At 64.6% G+C, this 22120-nt stretch carries 21 protein-coding genes; 10 read left to right on the top strand and 11 right to left on the bottom strand.

The window, feature by feature from the left end; genetic code table 11:
- Positions 1 to 4: 4 nt before the first annotated feature.
- Positions 5 to 1204 (top strand): ROK family transcriptional regulator, encoded by a 1200-nt coding sequence (locus APR03_RS10070; protein ID WP_253835267.1) that lies wholly within the window; start codon positions 5 to 7, stop codon positions 1202 to 1204.
- A gap of 9 nt (positions 1205 to 1213) precedes the next feature.
- Here the strand turns inward: APR03_RS10070 and APR03_RS10065 are convergent, their stop codons facing one another.
- Positions 1214 to 1990 (bottom strand): GntR family transcriptional regulator, encoded by a 777-nt coding sequence (locus APR03_RS10065; protein WP_253835264.1) that lies wholly within the window; start codon positions 1988 to 1990, stop codon positions 1214 to 1216.
- Between the two features lie 236 nt (positions 1991 to 2226).
- Between APR03_RS10065 and APR03_RS10060 the strand changes: the two genes are divergently transcribed.
- From APR03_RS10060 to APR03_RS10030, 7 genes are all read left to right on the top strand, one after another.
- Positions 2227 to 3168, top strand: coding sequence for a transporter substrate-binding domain-containing protein (locus APR03_RS10060; RefSeq protein WP_253835262.1), 942 nt, complete (start codon positions 2227 to 2229; stop codon positions 3166 to 3168).
- Between the two features lie 8 nt (positions 3169 to 3176).
- Entirely contained in the window at positions 3177 to 3959 is a 783-nt protein-coding gene (gene ehuC / locus APR03_RS10055) for an ectoine/hydroxyectoine ABC transporter permease subunit EhuC (protein ID WP_253835260.1), read from the top strand.
- On the top strand, positions 3952 to 4599 hold the full coding sequence (gene ehuD, locus APR03_RS10050) for an ectoine/hydroxyectoine ABC transporter permease subunit EhuD (protein ID WP_253835258.1): 648 nt from the start codon (positions 3952 to 3954) through the stop codon (positions 4597 to 4599). The genes ehuC and ehuD overlap by 8 nt, the downstream gene beginning before the upstream one ends.
- Positions 4592 to 5371, top strand: a complete 780-nt coding sequence (gene ehuA / locus APR03_RS10045) for an ectoine/hydroxyectoine ABC transporter ATP-binding protein EhuA (RefSeq protein WP_253835256.1) — start codon at positions 4592 to 4594, stop codon at positions 5369 to 5371. Before ehuD ends, ehuA begins: the two co-directional genes overlap by 8 nt.
- A 219-nt stretch (positions 5372 to 5590) precedes the next feature.
- Positions 5591 to 5920, top strand: coding sequence for a helix-turn-helix domain-containing protein (locus tag APR03_RS25220; protein ID WP_253835254.1), 330 nt, complete (start codon positions 5591 to 5593; stop codon positions 5918 to 5920).
- Between the two features lie 159 nt (positions 5921 to 6079).
- Complete coding sequence (locus tag APR03_RS10035; protein WP_253835252.1) at positions 6080 to 6736, top strand: hypothetical protein; 657 nt, start codon at positions 6080 to 6082, stop codon at positions 6734 to 6736.
- Positions 6737 to 6895: 159 nt separating this feature from the next.
- Positions 6896 to 8212, top strand: coding sequence for a hypothetical protein (locus tag APR03_RS10030; protein WP_253835250.1), 1317 nt, complete (start codon positions 6896 to 6898; stop codon positions 8210 to 8212).
- Positions 8213 to 8246: 34 nt separating this feature from the next.
- On the opposite strand, the gene APR03_RS10025 is transcribed toward APR03_RS10030, so the two are convergent.
- Positions 8247 to 10535 carry an AAA family ATPase gene (locus APR03_RS10025; RefSeq protein ID WP_253835248.1) on the bottom strand — a complete coding sequence of 763 codons (2289 nt, stop codon included), beginning with the start codon at positions 10533 to 10535 and terminating at the stop codon, positions 8247 to 8249.
- Positions 10536 to 10913: 378 nt separating this feature from the next.
- On the opposite strand from APR03_RS10025, the gene APR03_RS10020 reads away from it, so the two are divergent.
- A complete protein-coding gene (locus tag APR03_RS10020) occupies positions 10914 to 11864 on the top strand; it encodes a toll/interleukin-1 receptor domain-containing protein (protein ID WP_253835246.1) in 951 nt (316 codons plus the stop codon).
- A gap of 86 nt (positions 11865 to 11950) precedes the next feature.
- Here APR03_RS10020 and APR03_RS10015 read toward each other — a convergent pair whose 3' ends face one another.
- A complete protein-coding gene (locus APR03_RS10015; protein WP_253835245.1) occupies positions 11951 to 12598 on the bottom strand; it encodes a DUF6308 family protein in 648 nt (215 codons plus the stop codon).
- A 328-nt stretch (positions 12599 to 12926) separates the two neighbouring features.
- On the opposite strand from APR03_RS10015, the gene APR03_RS10010 reads away from it, so the two are divergent.
- Entirely contained in the window at positions 12927 to 14162 is a 1236-nt protein-coding gene (locus APR03_RS10010; protein WP_253835244.1) for an HNH endonuclease, read from the top strand.
- An 18-nt stretch (positions 14163 to 14180) separates the two neighbouring features.
- Here APR03_RS10010 and APR03_RS10005 read toward each other — a convergent pair whose 3' ends face one another.
- The 8 genes from APR03_RS10005 to APR03_RS09975 all read right to left on the bottom strand — a co-directional run bounded on the left by APR03_RS10005 (position 14181) and on the right by APR03_RS09975 (position 22055).
- Positions 14181 to 15344 carry a hypothetical protein gene (locus APR03_RS10005; RefSeq protein WP_253835243.1) on the bottom strand — a complete coding sequence of 388 codons (1164 nt, stop codon included), beginning with the start codon at positions 15342 to 15344 and terminating at the stop codon, positions 14181 to 14183.
- The gene (locus tag APR03_RS10000; protein ID WP_253835242.1) at positions 15341 to 16882 is read right to left on the bottom strand and encodes a hypothetical protein; all 1542 of its coding nucleotides are present in this window, start codon (positions 16880 to 16882) and stop codon (positions 15341 to 15343) included. Before APR03_RS10000 ends, APR03_RS10005 begins: the two co-directional genes overlap by 4 nt.
- Before the next feature lie 357 nt (positions 16883 to 17239).
- Entirely contained in the window at positions 17240 to 17800 is a 561-nt protein-coding gene (locus APR03_RS09995) for a hypothetical protein (protein WP_253835241.1), read from the bottom strand.
- A gap of 553 nt (positions 17801 to 18353) precedes the next feature.
- Positions 18354 to 18488 carry a hypothetical protein gene (locus APR03_RS24820; RefSeq protein ID WP_275977338.1) on the bottom strand — a complete coding sequence of 45 codons (135 nt, stop codon included), beginning with the start codon at positions 18486 to 18488 and terminating at the stop codon, positions 18354 to 18356.
- Positions 18489 to 18496: 8 nt separating this feature from the next.
- Positions 18497 to 19495: a protein-L-isoaspartate O-methyltransferase family protein gene (locus APR03_RS09990; RefSeq protein ID WP_253835240.1), complete on the bottom strand. Its 999-nt coding sequence runs from the start codon at positions 19493 to 19495 to the stop codon at positions 18497 to 18499.
- A 31-nt stretch (positions 19496 to 19526) separates the two neighbouring features.
- Positions 19527 to 19946 carry a lasso peptide biosynthesis B2 protein gene (locus APR03_RS09985; RefSeq protein ID WP_253835239.1) on the bottom strand — a complete coding sequence of 140 codons (420 nt, stop codon included), beginning with the start codon at positions 19944 to 19946 and terminating at the stop codon, positions 19527 to 19529.
- Positions 19943 to 20251, bottom strand: coding sequence for a PqqD family protein (locus APR03_RS09980; protein WP_253835238.1), 309 nt, complete (start codon positions 20249 to 20251; stop codon positions 19943 to 19945). The genes APR03_RS09985 and APR03_RS09980 overlap by 4 nt, the downstream gene beginning before the upstream one ends.
- Positions 20241 to 22055, bottom strand: coding sequence for an albusnodin/ikarugamycin family macrolactam cyclase (locus tag APR03_RS09975; protein ID WP_253835236.1), 1815 nt, complete (start codon positions 22053 to 22055; stop codon positions 20241 to 20243). The genes APR03_RS09980 and APR03_RS09975 overlap by 11 nt, the downstream gene beginning before the upstream one ends.
- Positions 22056 to 22120 lie beyond the last annotated feature (65 nt).

Genomic DNA, 22120 nt, shown 5'->3' with positions numbered 1-22120 from the left:
AGGCGTGACCACAGCCGGGACCGCCCACGAGACCACCACGCGCCCAGGTCCGGCCGCGGCCCGCCAGCACTCCCTGCGCGAGCACAACCTGGAGCTCGTCGCCCGCGCCGTGTTCGAGGTGCCTGAACCACTGTCCCGCGCGGGCGTCGCCACCGCGACCGGCCTCGCCCGCGCCACGGTGTCCACCCTGGTGGACCAGCTCGTGGCCGCCGGGCTCGTGCGCGAGCTGCCGGCGGTGACCGGGGGGCGCGCCGGCCGGCCCGCCGTCCCGCTGGTGCCCGCGCCGCGGACCGTCGTCGGCCTCGGGCTCGAGGTGAACGTCGACTACCTCGGCGCGCGTGTGCTGGATCTCACGGGCGACGTCGTCGCCGAGCGCGTGGTCCCCGGCTCCTTCCACGACAGCGACCCGACGGCGGTGCTGGCCCGTCTCGGTGCCCTCGCCCGCGAGCTGTCCGACGAGGTCACCGCCTCCGGCATGACCGTGGCCGGCGCCCGGCTCGCGCTGCCCGGCCTCGTCGACCCGCGCGCGGGCACGCTCCAGGTGGCCCCCAACCTCGGCTGGTCCTCGATCGAACCCGTGCCGCTCCTCGGCCTCGACCTCGACGTGCAGGTGGCCAACGAGGCCAAGCTCGCGGCGCTCGCCGAGCTCGCGGGCGGGTCGGACGTCGCCGCACCCGACTCGTTCGTCTTCGTCTCCGGCGACGTCGGCATCGGTGCGGCGATCGTCGTCGACCGCAGGCTCTTCCTCGGGGAACGGGGCTGGAACGGCGAGATCGGGCACGTCGTCGTCGACCCGGCCGGGCCGCGCTGCTCGTGCGGCGCCTTCGGCTGCCTGGAGCAGTACGCGGGCAAGGAGGCGATGATGCGCGCGGCCGGCCTGCCGGCCGACGCCCCGCTCGCCGACCTGGTGGCACGCCTGCGGGCGGACGACGCCGACCTGCCCGCCGGACGCGCGCTCGGCTCGGCGCTCGCGGACTTCGTGAACCTCATCGACATCGGCACGATCGTGCTCGGCGGCGCCTACACCGAGCTGCTGCCGTGGCTGCGCGCCGACGTCGAGGCCGCGCTCACCGAGCGCGTGCTCGCTGCGCCCTTCGTCGATCTGCAGGTGCGGGCCGCCCAGGCCGGCCCCCATGCGGCGCTCACCGGCGGGGCCCGCGAGGTGCTCGCCCGGGTGCTGGCCGACCCGTCCGCCTGGGTCTGACCCCCTCCGTCAGCCGATCGGGGGCTCGTCCGGCGCGTCGATCGGGCCGAGGGTGATCTCGGGCGCGTCGGCAGGTTCCTCGAACGTCTCGACGGCGTCGTCCTCGCGGCCCAGCAGCCGCGCGACGGTGCCGTCGAGCATGTCGGTGAGGACCCGCACGAGGCCCTCCTCGTCGCGGGCCTCGAGACGCTCGACGATCGTGGCGTGCGACTGCGCCGAGTCCGCGCGCACCACGTACTCCTCGCTCACCGTGAACGTGGCGATCCGCACCTCGACGATGAGCGTCGTCATCCAGCGGGTCAGCCACGGGTTGCCGGCCGCCGCGACGAGCGTCCAGTGCAGGGTGAGGTCCGCTCCGCCGATCTGCCGGGCGTCCTCCGTGGCCGCGGCGGCGACGAGCTCCTCGTAGGCGCGGCGCACGCCGTCGACCGCGGCGTCGTCGCCCGACCGGACCAGGAGCCGCGCGGCCGTGGTCTCCACGGACTTGCGCGCCTCGTAGAGCGCGGGCAGCCGGTCGGCGCCGATCGTCGCCACCCGCATGCCGCGTCCCGGCGTCGCCACGAGCAGGCCCTCCTGGACCAGCCGCTGGGCCGCCTCCCGCAGCGGGCCGCGGCTCACGCCGAGCTGGGTGGCCACCTCGACCTCCCGGATCGGCGATCCGACGGCGAGCACCCCGGCGTAGATGGCGTTGCGCAGCTCGGTCTGGATCAGGTCCACGGTCGAGGGGCGCGCCACACGCGAGAACGACGGGGCGGTCGCCAGGGTCGCCCGCGACGGGTGGGACATCGGTGCTCCTTCCATGAGCGCACGTCGATGACGACATCATCCCCGGTGCGCGGGCTGCTGTGCGGCGCCGGCCAGGTTCGAACGGGTGTCGGCCGGGTGAACTTGTGGATTGTAGACAATACTAATGTCGAACGCTAGATTGTCCGATCGTCCGATGTCGCGCTACGGTGCCACTCGTCCGTGAACTCCAGCCCACCCAGGCTTTGCCGACGGCGCCGGGTGGCGTGAAGGGAATCATGTCTACTTCAAGCGTCCGCCCGCTCCGCCGGGCCGTCATCGCCGCAGGGTCCGCGCTCACGCTGGCCGCCCTGGCCGCCTGCTCCTCGACCGCCCCGGACGCGAACGGCGGCAGCGGCACCGACAAGCTCCAGGAGCTCCAGGACGACGGTTCGATCACCGTCGCCTTCAACGGCGAGGAGCCGTACAGCTTCGAGGACGCCGGTGAGCTCACCGGCGCCACGATCGCCCTGGACCGGGAGATCTTCGGGGAGCTCGGCGTCGAGGGCGTCGAGGGTGTCCAGACCGAGTGGAACTCGCTCATCCCGGGCCTGACCGCCGGCCGGTACGACGCCGTCAGCGCGGGCATGTCGATCCTCCCGGAGCGGTGCGACCAGGCGCTGTTCTCCGAGCCGCAGATCATGTACACGACGTCGTTCCTCGTGCCGGAGGGCAACCCCGACAACCTGACGGACATGCAGTCCGCCAAGGACGCCGGGGTCAAGCTCGCCGTGCTCAGCGGGGCCATCGAGGCGGGCTACGCCAACGACCTCGAGATCGACAAGATCGAGGTCGGCACCGCGCAGGACGGCCTCGACGCCGTCACCTCCGGCCGCGCCGACGCCCTGGCCCTGACCGCGATCTCGCTCAAGACGCTGGAGGAGAAGACCGACGCCCCGGTCGAGGTGACCGACTCGTTCGTGGCCGAGATCGACGGCGTGCCGCAGATCGGCGCCGGCGCCGAGGTCTTCCCCAAGGGGCAGGAGGCGCTGCGCGACGCCTACAACGAGAAGCTCGCGGAGATCGTCTCGGACGAGGAGCGGTGGCTGGAGGTCGTAGGCCCGTTCGGGTTCACGGCGGCCGAGCGCCCCGTCGAGGGTCTGACCACCGAGAAGCTCTGCGAGGGTGACCTGGAGTCGCTGGCCACCGAGCTGGCTCCGGAGCTCGGCCTGGACGGCTGACCGGGCACGTGTCAGACAATCCGCAGATCCTCGCCGAGCTGCTGCCGCAGCTCGGCGAGGGCATCCTCGTCACGCTCGAGCTCACCGTCGGCGGGGCGTTGCTCGCGCTGGTCGTCGCGTTCACGCTGGGGCTCGCCTCGCGGGCACGGACGCGCTGGGCGCGGGTCCCGTCCCGCATCGTCGTCGAGTTCTTCCGCGGCACGTCACTCGTGGTGCAGATCTTCTGGATGTACTACGTGCTGCCGCTCCCGCCGTTCTACGTCGAGCTCGACCCGCTCGCGTGCGGCATCGTCGCGCTGGGCCTCAACTACGGGGCGTACGCCTCCGAGGTGGTGCGGGGCTCGATCAACTCCGTGCCGCGGGGCCAGTGGGAGGCCGCGACCGCGCTCGACCTCGGCCCGGTGCACCGGCTCCGCCGCGTGATCATGCCGCAGGCGTGGCCGCTGATGATGCCGATGTTCACCAACCTGCTCATCCAGCTCGTCAAGGGTTCCGCGCTCGCCGCGTACATCAGCCTGCACGACCTCAACTTCTTCATCGGCGAGCTGCGCCAGCGCTCCTCGGAGACGGTGTTCTCCTACACGGTGGGCCTGCTGCTCTACTTCGCGGTGGCCTACCTGCTCACGCTGGTCATGAACGCGATCGAGGTCCGGGCCAAGCACCGGATCGGTGCCGGACCGTCGCTGCGCGAGGTGCTCCGTCTGGCGCCGCCGGCGTCCGCGACCGCCGCCTCCGTCGCCCCGCCCCCGGCCGCCGTACCCGCCGCGAAGGGAGGTGCCCAGGATGACTGAGACAGAGGCATGGAGCTGGGACCACGCCGCGGCCGTGCTGCCCGCGCTGGTCGACGGCCTGTGGATCACCGTCCTCGCGACCGTCGTCGGCATGGTGATCGCCGCGGTCCTCGGTCTGTTCGTCGCGGTCGTGCGCCGGTCGGGCCTGCGCGTCGTGACCGTCCCGGTCGCCGTCCTGGTCGAGTTCGTCCGGTCCACCCCGTTGCTGGTCCAGCTCGTCTTCGCGAACCTGGTCTTCACGCAGTTCCCGTCGCTCGCGATCGGCTGCGTGGTGCTGGGCGTCCACTACGCGACGTACATGTCCGAGGTCTACCGGGCCGGTATCGACGCGGTGCCGAGGGGTCAGTGGGAGGCCGCCGTCGCGCTGGACCTGCCCCGGCGCCGCACGTGGACCGCCGTCGTGCTGCCGCAGGCCATCCGCAACACGCTGCCCGGGCTGGGCAACTACGCGATCTCCATGTTCAAGGAGACGCCGTTCCTGTTCGCGATCGGGGTGGTCGAGATGTACACGGCCGCCCAGCAGTACGGCGGGAACAACTTCCGCTACATCGAGGCGATCACCATGGTCGGCCTGCTCTTCCTGCTGGTGAGCTACCCGACCTCGCTGCTGGTCCGCCGATTGGAGAACCGCCTTGCCTGAGACCGCCACCACCCCCGCCATCCAGTTCCAGGGCGTCGGCAAGCGCTTCGGCGACAACGTCGTGCTCGACGGGCTGGACTTCTCGGTCGCCGCCGGCGACCGGGTCACCCTGATCGGACCGTCGGGCTCCGGCAAGACGACCATCCTGCGCCTGCTCATGACGCTGGAGGAGGCGAACGACGGCCTGATCCTCGTCGACGGGCAGCCGTACACGCACGAGATCCGCGGCGGCAAGCGTGTCGCGATCCCCGAGAAGCGGCGCAGCCTCGTGCGGCGTCGCGTCGGCATGGTGTTCCAGCAGTTCAACCTGTTCCCGAACATGACGGTGCTGGAGAACATCATCGAGGCCCCGATCCACGTGCTCGGGGTGCCCCGTGCCGAGGCGGTCGCCACGGCCGAGGACCTGCTGGACAAGGTGGGCCTGGCCGACAAGCGGGACGCCCGGACCACCCAGCTCTCGGGCGGGCAGCAGCAGCGCGTCGCCATCGCCCGGGCGCTGGCCATGGAGCCGGAGATCCTGCTGCTGGACGAGGTGACATCGGCGCTCGACCCCGAGCTCGTCGCCGACGTGCTCGCCGTGCTCCGGAACATCGCGGAGACCACGGACATCACCATGCTGATCGTCACGCACGAGATGCAGTTCGCCCGCGAGGTCTCCAACCGGGTGCTGATGTTCGACGGCGGCAAGATCATCGAGGAGGCGCACCCGGAGGAGATCTTCACCTCGCCGAAGAACGAGCGCACCCAGGAGTTCCTCCGCGCGGTGCTCTGACTCTCACGGGAACCCTTTGAGAACGACCTGAGGGACCGGATCCGCCCGGATCCGGTCCCTCAGGTCGTTCTCCAAGGCCACTGAGCTGTGCGCCTCTGTGACTCACTTTCGAACAGAGGCGGAGCCCTGGAGCAGCTGCTGGCTGCGCTGGACGATCCTCGTCGCTCAGTACTCTCGCAGGTCACGCCCGCTCCCGCAGACCCGGCCGTAGCAACGAACGTGCGCGAGCACCGCATGTTGTCACCGGACGAGGTGGCAGAGCTGGTCGAGCTGTACCGGCTAGGCGAGACCGAGATGAGCCTCGCACGAAAGTTCGGCGTGCATCGCCAGACCGTGGACCACCATCTCAAGACAGCAGGTGTCGCCAAGCGGCCGGTGCTCAAGATGACACCAGCTCGCGTGGAAAGCGCTAAGGAGCTCTACCGGCGAGGGCTCAGCACCAACCAGATTGGAAAGAAGCTGGGTGTGGACGGCAGCACGGTGGTTAGGGCGTTGAAGCGAGCGGGGATGAAGCTGCGAGGGTCAGTGACCGTACGCCGCATGCCATGACACCTCCACGAAGCCGGCCAGCTCGGCGCTGTCGATGTAGCCATCGGCCATCGGGTGAACTCGAAGTGATAAGTAGATCGGTTCAGCCTTTAGCCGTAGATTGAGGATATGTCTGATAGTTCAGGTGCTTCCAGGCGATCCTTAGTGGTTGGCGGCATCGTGGCGATCCTTGCAGCAGTGATGGCCGCGGTTGTCAGCGTCCTTGTTGAGGATGCTCTCACCAAGGATGATTCGGACACACAAAGTGCGCCCACTGTGACCGAGTCTGAACCATCGGCGGTCGAGTCGAGCCAAAATGGGAGAACGCCGAGTTTCGGTCCCTCTTCTCCAAAGGCCAGCTCACCCGTCGAGCATTTTGAGTTGATCTACGCGGACAGGGAATTCGTTCTCGACAGCATTCGTACCCGGAACGAGCAACAGGACCGCTATCCCACCGTGGATCTGGACGCAACTACCGAACAAGATATGACGTTTGACGTTTTGACCGATGAGTGGTTCGCCATCGAGGATGCCCACAGCACCACCCCGAACGACCCGGATCTCAGCACAGGACTGGGCTATCTCAGTGGAGTGCGTAGCGTTGCCATGTTTACCTCAAGACTGGCGCCTCCCGCAGATGACCCTGCCGCCTGTCAAGAAAAGGCAGTAGGTGCCGATGCAATTACTGAGATAAACTTTGACAATACTCCTTTGAAGGTAGGAGATGTGCTGTGCACGGTCACTTCGGGTGGTGCGACAGCACGTCTCGTTGTCACAGATTTTGTCCACGATGGCAGCGCTCGAGTTTCGTTCTCAGCCACTCTCTGGACGCACTAAGCGATTTTCTGACTCGGCGTGACATCTGGGGTGTCAGAGGTGGCCGATGCCATTCTCGCGTAGTTGGAGCTGGCGGACTGGTAAACCGCAAGGAAATATAATCACAGCGAGTGACCAATTGATCCAATTCCACGCTCACTCGAAAGGGTGGAATGCTTAGTGCTCGATAACCGTGAGTGGGCGTCAGTCTTTTGGCTTGTAGTGCTGGTGGTTGTGATTCTCTCGAACAGGAAGGCGCGAGCTGGTCTCCGGAGTCCTCTTCGGAGTTTCCTCGAGCGGAGGATCCTGATCGTCGTCGGCCTCCTGATGGGCTACGTTGCGCTCGAAGCGTGGCTGGGCTCGCTCGTATCCCTCTGGAGCTGGAGCCTCCTCAAGGAGACAATCGTTTGGTTCTTCGTCACAGGCTTCGTCCTATTGTTGAACATCAGCAAGGTCACGAAGGAGCGGCACTACATCCGAAATCGAATCGGTGCTGTGGTGGGAATCTCGGTGTTTCTTGAGTTCTTAACAAATCTGTTCGTCCTGCCGCTCGTCGCAGAACTGCTCCTTCAGCCGTTCGTTGCTGTGGTCGCCGTCGTGGGGGTCGTCGCTGCGCGCAAGGCCGAACACAGGCAGGCGAAGCGCCTTACTGAAGGCATCCTTGCAATCATCGGCATCGGCCTTCTCGCCTACAACATCCAGCAGATCATCGTGGGATGGAATGAACTCGACGGCCGTGCGATCCTCCTCGAACTGGCTCTACCAATCTGGATGACTGTCGGTCTTCTGCCATTCCTCTACGCGCTGAGTCTCTACTCGAACTACGAGCTGGCGTTTGGCTGGATCGAGTTCGATAACAAGGGCACTCGCCGGAGTCGGGTCCGCGCCAAGATCGTACTCATCGTGAGGCTGAACATCCGCGGGAAGACGGTCCACCACTTCGACATTTACTGGGGCAAGCAGATCGCCGAGACGCCGAGCTTCAAGGCGGCGTGGAACGTCGTGTCGAGGTTCCACCAGGCCCAGAAGGACCGCAAGGAGCGGAGAGAAGCCAAGGAACAGGCAGCCGCCGACGAGCAGGAGCGCTTGAAGCGCTACGCAGGCGTCGACGGGACTGACGACCGCGGTCGACGACTTGATCGGCGGGAGTTCAAAGAGACTACGGCCACCTTGCAGCGCCTCTCCATGTGGCAACGAGGCTGGTACATCAACCAGGGTGGGCGCTATCGGAAGCGAGTCCTTGCATTCCTCGATGGTGAGCAGGATCGTCATGGCCTGCCCGCGAGCCACGGGATCACGATGAAGATCCGAGAGGACGGCCAAGCGTGGTACGCCTGGCGCCGTACGGTGAGTGGCTGGTGCTTTGCCATAGGTGCGGCAGGGCCGCCCCCAGATCAATGGGAGTACGACGGGGCGGAGCCGCCGAGCGGCTTTCCGGGGGAAGACCCCGCTTGGGGTGACGGCGCCCTCTCCTACCGCGAGACCAGCAACTGGTAGAGCGGCATGGATCGTCCCAATGATGCGGACACAGCTACGGGAGCATGGTCGGGTCGGCTCCAGTCGCGGAGCACATGCGCTCGAAGTGCTGGCTATCGATCGCGCGCAGGAACTCCATGCACCTGCGGATCTGCCCATGGACAGCACGGGCGTCGAGTACGTCGATGCTCTCGCTGCCCTCGCCGTGGGAGAAGCGGTTGCAGAAGTCGTAGACGTCTCGGTACGGCTCGCCCTCCTGAGCCTCGACGAGGATCTCGAGTTGCTGCAGGAAGTCGGTGCGGTGCGGAGCCTTGTAGCTGGCGAACACCTCAAGAACACGGCGAGCAGCGTTGGGCAGGAGGAACAGACGCTCGTGGTCCTCGGAGTCGGTGATCCCCGCCATGACCATCGAGAAGAGATAGCCGTACTCCGACGTGTTGTTGAGCAGGACACGTGGAAGTTTGCCAACGCGGGAACGACGCTCGCCGTCAACCGCGGCCGCGTACATCTCCAAGAACGAGACCTTTGGGAAGCGGACTTCTTCGACGTCGCCCTTCTTGATCTGCATCATTGATCTGCCCCAGGCGTTCTTGTGAGACTTGATGAACAGCCGGAGCAAGCTGAAGTCGTGGGTCAGGACGATGTACTGGCCGAAGCCCTTGAGTGTGTCGATTAGCCACTGATGAGTCGCAAAGAGCGCTTCCCGGTCAAGCGAGCTCGACGGATCGTCGATCACCACGATGCGCTGTGCTTGGTCGAGCCCGGGAACTTGCTCGTCCTCCAGCTTCCGCAGGAAGTAGAGCAACGACAGAGTGGTTCGCTCGCCGTCGCTGAGGTCCGTGCCTGGCTTGTCTCCACGGCGGCAAGCATATGACTTGCCGTCAGGCGTGACCGCCACACTGAGATGGTCTTTGCCATACACGCGAGCGAGATCGCGAGTCAGAGTGTCGGCCATGTCCTTGGTAGTGAACCGAGACTGACGCACTTCATCGAGGCGTCGATCTGCCAACTCCGCAGACCTCTCGGCCGTCTCGCTCTGTGCAGCCAGTTCCTTGGCCTGCTCCTCGAGCCTCCGGAAGGCCTCACTCTGTGAACCGACCAGGTGATCGAGGACGATTTGCATTCGCTCGGCGGTAGCCTCCGCGTGGCGACGCACCTGGTTGTTGTGCTCGGCAACCGCCTGAGTGAGGACGGTGGCGGACGGTGTAGTGCCAAGCACTGACCAGTCCGGGGCTTCGGGCGTGGCGCTGGGGTCGGCGGCCTTGGCGTCGAGCACCGTTTCAATGGTCGCAAGCGCAGCGACACGGTCGTCGACGTCGGTCTTGGCCTGTTGCGCGGCTCCCTCGTAGACCGCTTGCAGGTCGCTAGCCAGACTCGTCGTGGCCGGCAGTGCAGCGTGCCAGTCGGCGAGAGCCTGCCTCTCGCCATTGACAGCGGTGAGCATCGCCCTCGCCCTACCGCGGATCTGGAGCCAGCTCTCGTCGAAGTGGCGAGCCAACTGGTCACGACGGTCGCTGTCGATCTCCCCAGCACAGAAGAGGCAGTGGTCGAGCCCTTCGTGCAGAGCAACGCCTCGCTCGACCCACGTCTGAGCTGACGGATTGCGTTCCAACGCTTGGATGGCAACTCGGGTGGGCGTTTCGGCCAGCAGCCCCGCCAGGCTAGTCAGGTCGTTAACGACGCCAGCGGGTGGCGCAGTAACCTCTCGCACCGCCGATGGTGCACCTTCACCTAGCCGCTTCAAAGCGTCTGCGTGGGCGTTGTCGTTGGGGAAGTCGCCCTTGTACTTGCGCAACTCCTCCTGGACTTTAGTTACAGAATAGCGATGCTTCGTGAAGCGCTTGTAGTCAAACTCCCTGAGCTCAAAGACGATGCGGTCCTGGACTTCCCGCGCCAACTTGCCAACCTTGTCGTCGGCTACCCTCCGCTGCTTGGCGGCTTCTTTCGCCTCGTCCCGCAGCCCGCCGATCTCCTCGACGAGTCGGGCTTCCTCCTCCTTAGCGTCGATAGCCTCCTTCCCCAGCGTCACGATGGCTGAAGCGCCCGCGCCGCCGAGAAACGCCGACAGGTTCGTTTCTACCCACTTACGGGTGAAGACCGCCATGGACGTCGAGGGTCCGGCTCCGCCCATACTGACGTTGGTACGGCGCCTGTTCTCGTCCTCCCAAGCGACGCTAGTGGCGCTGGTGCCTTCGGCGAGGCTCAGGAGGAGCTCGGACAGTGTCGACTTCCCGCTGCCGTTGTGGCCATACACCACCGTGCGGCTGCCCGACGGAAGGTCGTCGGGCCAGAAGCCCTTGTCTAGAGACCGCCATTGGTCCTTGATGTCGAGTCGTCGAAGCATGGTCTGACGCTAGCCACGAGCAGGGACAGACCCCAGGAGGAAGACGATTGGAAGCTTCGATTTTGGCACCATCAGGAAGAGTTCACCCGAGCCGAGGCGTGTAATGAGGGGTCGTCGTCACATCCTTGGTCCAGCTAGTCGATCGCCCGCTCGGCGGTTCTTCTATCCGCGGCGGCCAACCCGGCACTGGCAGCCACGCCTCCCACGCCCCCGCTGAGCGGCCCACCCCCTGCCCTGGTTTTCGCGATATTACCACTGAGCGGCCTACCCATTGAGCCCGACGATCGAACTTGGACAGTATTCCCGCAAAGCATTCGATCCAATAAACCGAGTATTTTCATCCTCGCCATCAGCGTGGTTGGACGCTAGGATTACCGAATGACCTTCGAGTTTGATGTCTACCTGGCACACGCCTGGGAGGATAAGCCAACCGTCCGCGCAATAGTCGAAGAACTGCGCAATGAAGGATTTCGAGTCTGGTACGACGACAACGAACTCGAATCTGGGCGCAGTTTGCGTGAACAGCTCGATAGGGGTATGAATAATTCCCGGGTCGGCATTGTTGTTCTATCAAAAGCCTTCTTCAATCCAGCAAAAATCTGGGCTCCCGCGGAGTTTGACAGTTGGCTTGAGGTGGGGCCAAGAAGTCGCCTCATCACAATCTGGCTGGATGTAGCCAAGGAGGATGTTCGATCTTGGAGTCCTATTGCAAGCACGCTATTTGCTCGCAGGTTCGGGACTGATGAGTTCAGTGCACAGCTCTCTCAGGATGTGCGGAACAAGTTGATCGATTCGGGCAGCATCGCATCACACTTACGAAGCAAAGTGGAGAAGTATATCAATTGGGTACAGCCACCCGAAATCTTTCACCAATCAATCCAAGCACTCGACATGGATCAATCGTGGCTTGACACTGAAGGCACATACGCCCTGGACCAAGGCCCTGTCGCCGTGCGACTGCCTGATCTGTTCGAAAGAACCTCGGATTTTGCTTCCACCCCTGTCTTGACCCAAGGACGCCAAGTGTTCAAGCAGGTTCTGGGCCGCACGGAATTCCTGCAGGAGTTCGCCTTTCAAATAATCACCTCGGAACCTGGCTACGAGAAGTGCCTGGTAATGGTTATCGTCTGCAAGAAGTCAACCGCGCTTCTTCCGATCCCCGCCCCACCGACTCCCGCCCATCTCGCGACTGTCTTTGGCAGAATAGTCGCCCGCGGATCCATCGCGTTTGACGCGGTCGGGTGGCAATCTGTAGTAATTATAGCTAGCAATGTTGCCTACATGTCGCCCGATCCATCATTCCCACCACCGCTTAAGGAGTGGCCATAGCCAGGGCGAGAGCCAGGACGTTCGGACGATCGTTGCGGGACGGGATCTCGTCACCGATGGATGCGTGGTGGTCGTCACGACCGCAGCTAGGCAGTTCGCCAAGCAACAACATCGAGCAACCGAAGGTCCGTGAGGCGTGATACTGCCTGAACCCGGGGCTCGTCGTGGCTGGCCAGCGCGCCGCGGACTTGCCCAAGTACGGCCGCATTCGTCTCATCGATCAGATCCTCTCGGATCGCGGCCCAGTACAAACGAGTAGCACCAAGCTGCGGATAGCGCCGGGCCGCTTCAGTCGCCGGCGTGGCGTAGGAACGCAATAGATGCGAGTCAAGGACCGGGATGAGGCCAGGACGCTTGAGGTGCAGAACCTTATGGATCTTTGCCCTGGCGATCCCTGTGGGCGCATCCGACCGAAAGTGCTCGTAGAGCGCGTTTGCCGCCGTGTACAAGCCATCGTCGAGGGCTGGATCGGCATCGGCGAGGCTCACGCTCGGTGGTACGAGGTCCCATGGTGCGGTGATGGACCTCCTCACGAACCAGTTGCTCTGCGCGTTGGAGATGCGACTCCCGATGACACGCGTCCGTGCTACTTCTGCAGCGCTTAGGGCCACCGGATCAGCGGCGCCAGCCAGGTCGTACCGGGCGACTGTGTCCCAGTAGCGCTGCCCGTACTCGGCGAGTTCTTTGAACGGATCCCCGACGACACGCCCGGCAACTCTCATCTCTCTCGGCATGCCGGCCATGCTGACAGATGCTGCCGTCCCACGGTCAACGACGTGTCTGGTGCAGCAAGGCTCCCTGTCCGAGCATTGGGCCGGCGGGTCGACCCTCCGCACGAAGCAAGCGTCGACCAGTCCTTGGTGCGCGATGTGCGTAGCGGAGAGGCACGAGGCGAACGGGATCACCCGCTAACTTGCTGCCAGAGTGTCAGTGTCTCGTGCGAGGCTTGACGCGTCAGACATCGGGCTTGGGTGTCCGACGTCTACCACTAGGACACGACTGAGGGCGGCACATAGATTGCGAAGGCTGGCACAGCAGACGCGCGAGGATGTTTACTCCTCCATGCGGGACTACCAGGAGCTCCACGAGGCGCAGGGGCAGGCATTCTGCGTCCGAGGCGAGGGGCCGCATCGACTCGTTCTTGTTGCGCAGGGCAGCCAGATGACGAACACCGACCTGGTAGGTGTCGGTGCATACGCCTATCCCTCGGCTCCTGTGAGCCTCACCGTAACGTTGGCAGTGGACGGTGAGTGGGTCCAGACGGACGTCCAACTTGGTGGCAACCACTGGAACCGCTTTGGCGTGGCGCTTGAGGCCGTGACTGCAGACGAAGTCATCGTGGAGCTCGCTTGGCACGGAGACGTTGATGTTAGTTTGTGGGGTCTCGCCGCGGGCCCCCTGGAGCTACCTGACGCGCTCGTTGATGATGTTCCGGTTTCGGAGCTTAACAAGACCCACCTTGCTCCCGAGACGTTCTACCTCGTGCAGGATGTTGCCCTTGGCCTCGATCTCGACGAAGAGGAGTCGACGATCTTCACCGAGGTTCCTGGTGAGACCGTCACCCTTAAGAAGTGCTCCTACTGCCAGCGAATGTTGCCCGTCGATTCGGACCGCCTGGGCACGCTTGCATTTCACAAGCACAACGCAAAGCCTACCAAGCACCAGAACGAGTGCCGAGCCTGCAAGAAGTGGCGCATCAACGACAGCTTCAACCCGCTCCGAACCACCGATCAGCTCCACGAGTCATCACTCATCACCCGTGAGCGGCGGCTGTTCCTACGCGACCCCGAGCGTTTGCAGCAATACAAAAAGCGCGAAGGCGCTGGGCTGAAGTCCCAGATCTGGGAGCGGTTCGGACGGCAATGCTTCTACTGCGGCAAGCGCCTTGAGCTCACGGAGGTTCAGCTGGATCACACGCGACCGCTCGCGTACCTCTGGCCAATCGACGAGTTCGCCACTTGCCTATGCGCTGTGCACAACAACCAGAAGACCGACAAGTTCCCGGTCGACTTCTATAACGACCACCAGCTGCGCGAGCTGTCGCAGATTACGGGACTGCCGTACACCGAGCTCACTGCGAAGGCCGTCAATCAGGACGAGCTGGAGCGAATCAGGCTCGACATCGTGACGTTCGCGCGCGAGTGGGAGCCGCGCACTTTCGCTGCGACAGCCCGTAAGGTGCGCGAGCTGATGCCGCACGTCGATCTTTTCGAGGAGCTCAAGGCTGCGGACGAATACGTCCATGCGGAGTTGGTCGATGCGCTGGCCAAGCGGCCGCTAGGTGTCCAGGGACTCTAGCGGCCACATCGGGAGCTGTCAGTCGCGCCTGAAGAACAGCAGATGGTGGCTCGTCGTGCGCGAGCCTTTGTCAGTGAGGCCGTGGCGCTCCAACGCCGCGACGTCCTCGACAGTCTCGCCCACGAGCCGAAACTGCGAGGTGCCGAGATCCCGGAGGCCGTCAACGAGACGATCCTTCGTGCCTGAACCAACGTGGATCACAAGCAGGCCGTCCGGACGCAACAGCTTGGCAGAGACGTCATAGAAATCCTTGTAGTAATCGAAGGACTTGGTCTGCTGACGCTCCAGGAAGCCGAGCGACCTGACGTGGAAATCCTCAGCAGTCCATCCACAGAACCATAGACGCAGCCAGTTCGGACGGTCGAACCTCATGCCCAAGAACGGCGGAGACGTGATGATTGCGTCAACCTGAGCGAGGTCGTCGACGGCCGAAGGGAGTTGTCTGAAATCCCCGTGGATACCGCGGCCAGGAACAAACTCTGCCGGCAAAGGTGTGGCCAGCGCGCGTTCGATCCGAGTTCTCGTTCGATCAATAACACCTCGGTATTCGAACGGACCCTTCGGACTAAAGGGAGTGATCGGATGTGAGGTCCGAGAGAGAGCGTACGGGCGGTTGCCGTGCAAGACATGCAGGAGCGATGCCCATACGAAATCGGCGCCGACAGCTGTCAACTTCCCTTCGAGGAAGACTCGTCGTGCCTTAAGAACCTCGTCAAGCGTGTCCGGGTGGTAATAGTCCCGCACTGTGGCGTTCAGACCAAAGTCGGCCGCATCCTGGTCGGACTTCGATAGTCTTACCTCGGACATTGCATCAGCAAGCCCATCGACGGCCGCGAGAGCCTCGCTTAAGGTCGGTGGCGCGACCTTCGCCTTAGAGACCGTCGCCGCAAGCGGGCTCAGGTCATTCGCAATGCTCCGTCGACCGAGAAGCGCCGCCTCGAATGGAATGGTGCCGACACCGGCGAGCGGGTCCATAATGAGGTCGCCTGGCTGAGTAAAAGTTGATACAAGCCAGTAGGCGATCGAGGGTTTGAGCTTGCCCTGGTATGAGCAGAGTGAGTGCAGCGAATTTCCCCACGCCCTGCTGTTATAGGGAGCCTTGCGGTAGGGCATCTCCGCGCCGAATGCCGAGATCTGCTTGGCCAATTGGCGGTCATCGAGCTGATCGAGCGTCACCGTCATGCGTCCTTCCGGAAGACGAGTTCGCGCTGCACCAAGGGAGACTTGTCCCGCGAGTACCGTCGCGCCAACACCGTGCTGGACTCGACCGCAAATCCAGCCGTCTCCGCAATCGACTCCAAGAGATGATCCGTTGGTACGTGTACGCCGTAAAACTTTGAGTCGCCGATGTCAAACACGAACCTGCCGGCTGGCTCAAGGACTCGATGAACAGATTCCATAACTTCGGCCATGTCTGAGAAGTACTGTCGGATAAGAAGTGGGATTCTTTGGTCAGTAGCTTGTTCGTCGAGCTGCTCAGCGACTGACTCAACATCCGGGAACACTCGATACTCCCGACGCTTCTTGTTTACGTTGTTGATCCCCGCCGCAACAGCCTGGCCACGGAAATTAGCCAGCTCGCGTTCCGATGCGATAAACCCGAGCATCCAGAGTTCGATCTTTGTATTGCGGAAGTAGTTAGTTCCATTGAGGTACGGCGGCGACGTAATGGCGAGCTCAAAGGCGCCGTCGAACTGCGATGGAGCCTGGCGGCAGTCAGCGGAGACGAACGTAGTCGGCGCGGCATTGACCGAGTGCTGGTGCAAGTCGGCGAGCATGCGCTCGACCGATGATCCGACCATGACAGGCACGTCGACGACGCGGGTCTTGTACTCGTCAGCGCGTCGGCGCCTTAGGTCGGCTCGTCGGGTCATGTTGGATGCGTGGACGGCGTTCGCCGCCACCGCCAGCCGCAGGAGCGAACTGACTGCCTCGTCCTCCGCCGCCACTTCCTTTGCCAGGTCGAGTGCACCGAGCAGCTCGCGAATATGACCCTCCACGAAGAAGTCTCGCCCTGGGAACGCCTCGTGGTAGCCCGCTAGGTCCACCTTCGATGCCCATTGCGGAAGCTCGGTCGTAAGCCGAGTCTGGAACTCAGTGAGCCGGGCATCGGTGCGCTCCAAGTTGCTGCGCGCAGCTCTCGATGCCTCGATCTTTGTGTCTGCAACAAATCGCATGAACGGATTGACTTCGCTGTACCAGCTGGGAATGCCGGCTACAGATGCCGCGAGCTGTGTCGTTCCGGAGCCGCCGAACGGGTCATAGATTGAGCGACCAGCTCCATATCGCTTGACCACTTCGTGGACGTACGGCGCAGAGAAACCCTCGACGTACGGGTACCAGCCGAATATCGGGAGACGCTTGCTCTCCTTGAATGTCACCCCGGGCGCGGCGTCGCCGAACGGTACTGACGCTTGCGTGATGGCGCCGGTCCGCGGTTCGTTGCCCCGCGTGTCTGCGACGAACGATTCACGAATGAGTCGTACGCACTCATTGCTGAAGCTGCGATCCTCGCGCGCAGCCATCTGTTCAAGATCTTCAAGCGTGCGATCACCGAGCGCCTCACGTAGCTCAGCACTGCCCAAGCTGGCCAAGTAATCGACAAACCCAGGCGGATCCGCTGGCCCATCAACCGTCGGCAGGCTCACGGTTACCCGCGTTGCTTGACCGCTGCGAACGCGGTCGCGGGGGAAGTAGATCGTCTTGAAGATGTAATCCACGAAGTTCGTTCCTCACAACTCTTGGTACTTGACCTTCGCACGTCAGCGATGGCTACCAACAACATCGAGAGACGGTGCCCAGGCAAGTCGAGACCCACGCCAACCGGACGGGCGCCCCAACCCAAGGGCCCCGTGGCCTGCATGATTGCCGGGATCGATGGGTACTGCGCTGGGGAACTTACCACGTAACGGTACCTCTGGCGGCCCAAGGGCGCCGTGAAAGTTGCCGCGTGTCGCCAATTGTCGGATCATTAGGCCGCGCACGCTGTATTCATCCCCAAAGGAGAGAGGCGGCCTTGGCTCCGTGCGGGCGAAATGTGACGAATTAGCGATCCGGTCCAGCTGCTTTAGGGATTTCTAGGGGCCTTCTACGAGAGCTCCTGCAGCGTTGAGAACCTTGATTGTGGCGAGGACAGCACTATCGCGGTACTGCTTAGGTCGCGCCAGGTGGCGCACTACTTTGACAACTTCGGGCGCACCAAGGACCTTGATCGGGCCTGCACCGACGACCTGACTCTTGCACCAAGCGCGGGTCCGTTCCTCGTTATCTTTGGGGCCAAATTTTCCGACATACAGGCGCAACTCGACCTGGCTGACGGCGTAGCCAAACCGTTCTGCAGCCAACGTGACGACTTTGCTCCGAAGCGGAGCATCATTGAGTAGCTTGTACCTGCTCGTGTGCGTCTTGTTTGCGCCCGCTCCGCTGACGTGGTCGGCCATGACACCGATCGACCCGAAGAAGGACTTCACGGTTGCAAGAACAAGCTTGTCTGCACGTGCTCCAATGAGATCCACTTCGTAGCCGTGCGTCTGCAGGCCGCTCGGGGTCTGCCTGGCTACAGGGAACTTCAGTGCGCTGGAGACCACGAGCCCTTCTGCCTCGAGCGCCAGCGCGACGAACTGCTCATAAGCCTCCACGGTGCCAGGCTAGACGGAGGCCGTACTATCAGCATGCCGTGGAGTTCTCCTGTCGGAGGTGCACCTCGCTGCGCGCCGCAGGATCGATCGACCCACCTACCCGGCATCCGTGCCTGTGGCCGTGACTGAAGGCGTCCCAGACTGCCGACCAACGCATTGAGCGCCGGCACGTTGTCGGGACCGGCTGCAGATTACTCCAGCTAATGGGGCGATTCGAGGCTGAAGCGCGTGCTTCCGAGAGTTGGCCTCGATCATTTACACGGTGGGTAACCCGGCCCGACGGTTTCGGCCGACGCGTGGCTTGGGAGCGTTTCGCTATCGCGTGCCGTTGCGTGCGCTGGGTCCGGCCGGGGCAGCCGCCCGGTTTCGTATCTGCGTTCCTTTCGTGAGTCCTATCCGACGATCTCTAGTGAGCCGACGCAATCCCACCTGCCGGAGCAACACCAGTCCGAACCGGAGCTCCGATGGCAGTGGGTCGTTCGCCAGAAATGCAAACAGTGGCGCCCGCCGAAGCGTGGGCGCCACTGCCTTGAGGGGCGATCGGAGCGTTGACTCAGAAGTCGCAGTTGTTCTCCGGATTCCGACAGTGACGGCCGACCTTGCACGTGTCGCAGTTGCAGTAGCAGCGGAAGCGCGTCGTGCGGGTCCGGATGGTGCCGAGCCTGGCGAGCACGTTGACGAGTGTCATGACGACTCCTAAATAAGTGGCTGGACGGTGACGGTGTAGCCGTTCTCCGAGCGGACGAGTCGCGCTGGGAGCTCGTGGGTGGCGGGCGAGCCGACCAGGCGCCATGCCGTGATGAGGTCGTGCAGCTTGGTACCCACGGCCGAGTCGGCCGGACGGGTCACCAGGTGTGCTCCCGTCACGAAGGCAGCGTCCGGCTCGCCGCCAAGAGACCCGAGCCCGATGCCCGTCCCGAGTTCGGTGGTGGCGACGAGCAGCCCTTCGGGGTCTCGGGCGATGAGCCAGTTCTTGAGGTGCAGGTAGTCGTCCGGCTCGGTCGTCCAGGTGGTGGCTCGGCCGACGCGCAGGGCGGCCAGGAGTTCGCGGGCGGCGTCCTCGGTGATCGCGGCGTTGGTCGCGAGGTCGAACCGGTCGTCATCGTCAGCAGTCACGTAGGTAGCTGCCTGTGGCTTCTCGTCCCCGATGGTTGGCGTGTAGCCGCCGGCGTGAACGAAGACATCGGGTTCACCGTGGGTGGTGTTCCTGATCTGGGCGACGGCATAGGCGCCGGGGAGCGACGACAGCAGGCAGCCGGCAATCAGTTCACCGCCAGGGGCGAGCTGGTCGAGCCAGGCGGTGGGGATCTGGGGCGGCGTGGTGCCGACGAAGATGCGGTCGAACGGTGCGCCTTCCCGCCAGCCGTGCAGGCCATCGCCGTGGACGGCCTCTACGCGATGCCCGTGTTCGGCGAAGAGGCCACGCGCCCGCTCGGAGAGGTCAGCCGAGATGTCCACTGTGACCACGGCACCCGTCGGCCCGACGAGGTGGGACAGGAGTGCTGCCGAATAGCCCGACCCGGTGCCGATCTCCAGCACACGCATCCCTGGTCGTACGTCAAGCATCCGCAAGTGGCGCAGCGTGACAGGCGCCGGGGTGCAGGGGCGCACCGCTTTGCCGTCCTTCCCGTGGTACAGCTCGGCGGGGATGGCGCGAGCAGCGGCGTCCACGGCGTCGGTCGTGCTGGGGCTCATTCGGGTTGGTTCCTTTCGTGGAGCTGATGGATCACAGGCGGATGGTCACGTGGAACGGGTCGTCGAACATGCCGTACTCACCCACTGGCTCGCCGTCGACTTCGATCCAGGCGTGCGACTCGCTCGGGTTGAAACGGCAGCCGATGCACCAGCTGACGTGGCGTCCTCGGCAGGCAGCGATCAGGAAGGCAGTGAGCGAGAGGTCGAGGCAGGTCGCTCGGCCTGGGTAGTGCGCGGCTGCCCAGTCCCGGGCCGTGATGACCTCCCGGGCGGTGTCCAGCGAAGCATGTCGGGGCGCTACCTGCCGGACGACTCCTGCCAGTGCGAGGACGACACGCAGCGGCAGCAGTCGCAGCATGCCCACGGCCACGAGCAGACTGGTGGCGGCCATCGCGGCCTGGCCGAGTGCCGGGCGGGGCGGTGCGACCTGGGTCGCCATGGCGATGCTCATAGCGCACGGTCCTTTCGTGAGCGACGGGGTGGTCGCAGCAGGCCGCGCCCGTGGAGGTCGCGGACGAGCGCATCACCGTCGCGCTGTGCCAGCTCCCGGCTGACCCCATACCGCGCGGCGACGCGCTCGGCAGTTGCGGTGACGCTCATGCCTGTTGCCAGGCACTGCCACCACACCGCGGCGACCGGGCTCAGGGCGTGCCAGCGTCCCCGCCCGCGCAGGTCGAGCACCATGCCGCCCTGTCGGGTGATCGTGGCACGCACGTAGCGCGGCGGCCTGAGGAATATCAACGGCTCAGTGCGCATGAGCAGTCACCTCCCATGGCGTGACGCTGGTCTCGGCGCGGTACTGGCTGAGCCACAGTTCGGTCGTGATGACCGACTCCAGGGCCGCGAAGCGGGTCGGGATGCCAGCGGCAGCGAGCTCGAGATCGTGCGCCACCGCATCGGCGTCGAGCAGGCCGGTAGCGACCAGCTCGGACGCATCGAGCAAGCCCCGGATGACCTCGATGTTTCGGGCGATGCCCACATAGCCGGCCGCGCCGTAGACGCCCTTGGTGCGGCGGTCGAGCAGGCTGTTCGGCACCAGACCGCGCAGAGCGGCAGCCAGGAGCGGCTTCTGGCGGTGCGGATGGTTATGGAGGTAGGGCGGCAGCGCCATGCACGCCCGGACAACTTCGTTGTCCAGGAAGGGGGCGTGCAGCCGTAGGCCGAGCGAGGCGGCCTGCGTGTTGAGTTCGACCTGGTAGGTGCCGAACTCGCGCACCTCGTCCCATGCTCGGCGTCTGCTGAGCGAGCCGTAGCCACGCGGCGCGACAGCCGCCAGGTCAGAGATGGTGGTCAGCAGGCCGTTCCGAGCATCGGGGGTCAGCCAAGCGGCAACACCACTTGGAGCCAGCCAGCGCAGTGGCCGACGCCCGTGTGCACGCTGGCCGCCCACCCGGATGGCCGCTGCTAGTTGGCGGAGCGCATCGGGATAGGAGGTGTCTGCCAACTGGTAGGCATTCTGGGCGACGTCGTAGACGGGCCGGTGCCTGAGCCGGGCGCGCGCTCTGGCAGCCCGCCACAACGTGAGGTGGTGTCCACCTGCCGCAAGGTCCGCCAGGCAGGTAGCGGGGGTCGCAAGCAGCAGATCCCCGCCCGACCCGGTCAGGTGGAGCGTGCTGCCAGCCGCGACGGCGTGACGCTGATAGGACCACTTGCGAGCCCACCGCCCGGCATCCGAGTGCGGCTGATCGGTAACCGGGGCGCTGAGCAAGTCGTTGAAGAAGGTGGGCGGCGGTTCAGGGGCTACCAGCTCGTGCCGCAGTCGCGGTTCGGCGGTAGCAGCGAGAACGGCGTACGAGACATCGTCGTTCGGGTTGAGCCGGTCAGCGAGCGTCACGCCCAGCACGTCTCGCCCGGCCCGAGCCGTCAGGAGAGCGAGCGTGGTCGAATCCAGCCCGCCCGAGAAGTCGGCGGTGATGGTCTCGGCGGGACTGGTGGCGCGCGCCTCGACAGCGGTGGCTAAGGCGTCCCGCAGCCGCACGGCGGACTCCGTGAACGTCATCGGCGGGGACTCCGGCTCGTAAGGATCGACGTGGCGCGAGCGTGCAGTCAACGTCAAGGCGTGGCCACCGGGTACGCGGTGAACGCCGGCGAACGTAGTCTGCGCACCGACCAGATCGCCGAGCGCGGGGACCACCAGCCGACGCACCATCCCGGCCTGGTCGACGGCGGCCTTCGTAGCGTGCGCGAGCGGCTTGGCCTGCGTGGCCCAGAGGACGATGTCATCCAAACGCGCGTGGTAGACCGGGCGCTGCCCACACAGGTCGGTCAGAACCACCGTGCTCGTCCCGGTGTCCGCCACCACCCAGTACGAGCCTGGCCAGCGCGTCAGCTCGTGCCAGTCGCTGCGCCGGACGTGCGCCAGCCCACGGGCCAGGTCACCGCCCGACAGCCAGACGTCACCGATGACGGCAAGGCGGGACGTCCCGTCCTCCAGCATGCGCACGACCGTCTCAGGTCGGCCCGGCTCATCGACAACCCAGACAGGCCGCTCTCCACCCCACAGCAGTCGTGCTTCTCCTGGCCCGGGAATCGCGGCCGATGCTCCAGCGAGCCAGACCATGACAGTGCCCCTCTCGTCTGTGCAGGAGCGGGGGCGGCGTGCTGGGACCGCCCCCGCCCGGTGGA

Origin of the sequence: Promicromonospora thailandica (genome assembly GCF_024171955.1) — a bacterium.
GTDB classification, from domain to species: domain Bacteria; phylum Actinomycetota; class Actinomycetes; order Actinomycetales; family Cellulomonadaceae; genus Promicromonospora; species Promicromonospora thailandica.
This window is presented reverse-complemented; position numbering and strand designations above follow the sequence as displayed.

Bases quoted from the DNA above. Each gene is read 5' to 3' on its own strand.
- APR03_RS10065 (WP_253835264.1), bottom strand. From the start codon at position 1,990: ATGTCCCACCCGTCGCGGGCGACCCTGGCGACCGCCCCGTCGTTCTCG.
- APR03_RS10060 (WP_253835262.1), top strand. From the start codon at position 2,227: ATGTCTACTTCAAGCGTCCGCCCGCTCCGCCGGGCCGTCATCGCCGCA.
- ehuD (WP_253835258.1), top strand. From the start codon at position 3,952: ATGACTGAGACAGAGGCATGGAGCTGGGACCACGCCGCGGCCGTGCTG.
- APR03_RS10025 (WP_253835248.1), bottom strand. From the start codon at position 10,535: ATGCTTCGACGACTCGACATCAAGGACCAATGGCGGTCTCTAGACAAG.
- APR03_RS10020 (WP_253835246.1), top strand. From the start codon at position 10,914: ATGACCTTCGAGTTTGATGTCTACCTGGCACACGCCTGGGAGGATAAG.
- APR03_RS10015 (WP_253835245.1), bottom strand. From the start codon at position 12,598: ATGCCGAGAGAGATGAGAGTTGCCGGGCGTGTCGTCGGGGATCCGTTC.
- APR03_RS10010 (WP_253835244.1), top strand. From the start codon at position 12,927: ATGCGGGACTACCAGGAGCTCCACGAGGCGCAGGGGCAGGCATTCTGC.
- APR03_RS10005 (WP_253835243.1), bottom strand. From the start codon at position 15,344: ATGACGGTGACGCTCGATCAGCTCGATGACCGCCAATTGGCCAAGCAG.
- APR03_RS24820 (WP_275977338.1), bottom strand. From the start codon at position 18,488: ATGACACTCGTCAACGTGCTCGCCAGGCTCGGCACCATCCGGACCCGC.
- APR03_RS09990 (WP_253835240.1), bottom strand. From the start codon at position 19,495: ATGAGCCCCAGCACGACCGACGCCGTGGACGCCGCTGCTCGCGCCATC.
- APR03_RS09985 (WP_253835239.1), bottom strand. From the start codon at position 19,946: ATGAGCATCGCCATGGCGACCCAGGTCGCACCGCCCCGCCCGGCACTC.
- APR03_RS09980 (WP_253835238.1), bottom strand. From the start codon at position 20,251: ATGCGCACTGAGCCGTTGATATTCCTCAGGCCGCCGCGCTACGTGCGT.
- APR03_RS09975 (WP_253835236.1), bottom strand. From the start codon at position 22,055: ATGGTCTGGCTCGCTGGAGCATCGGCCGCGATTCCCGGGCCAGGAGAA.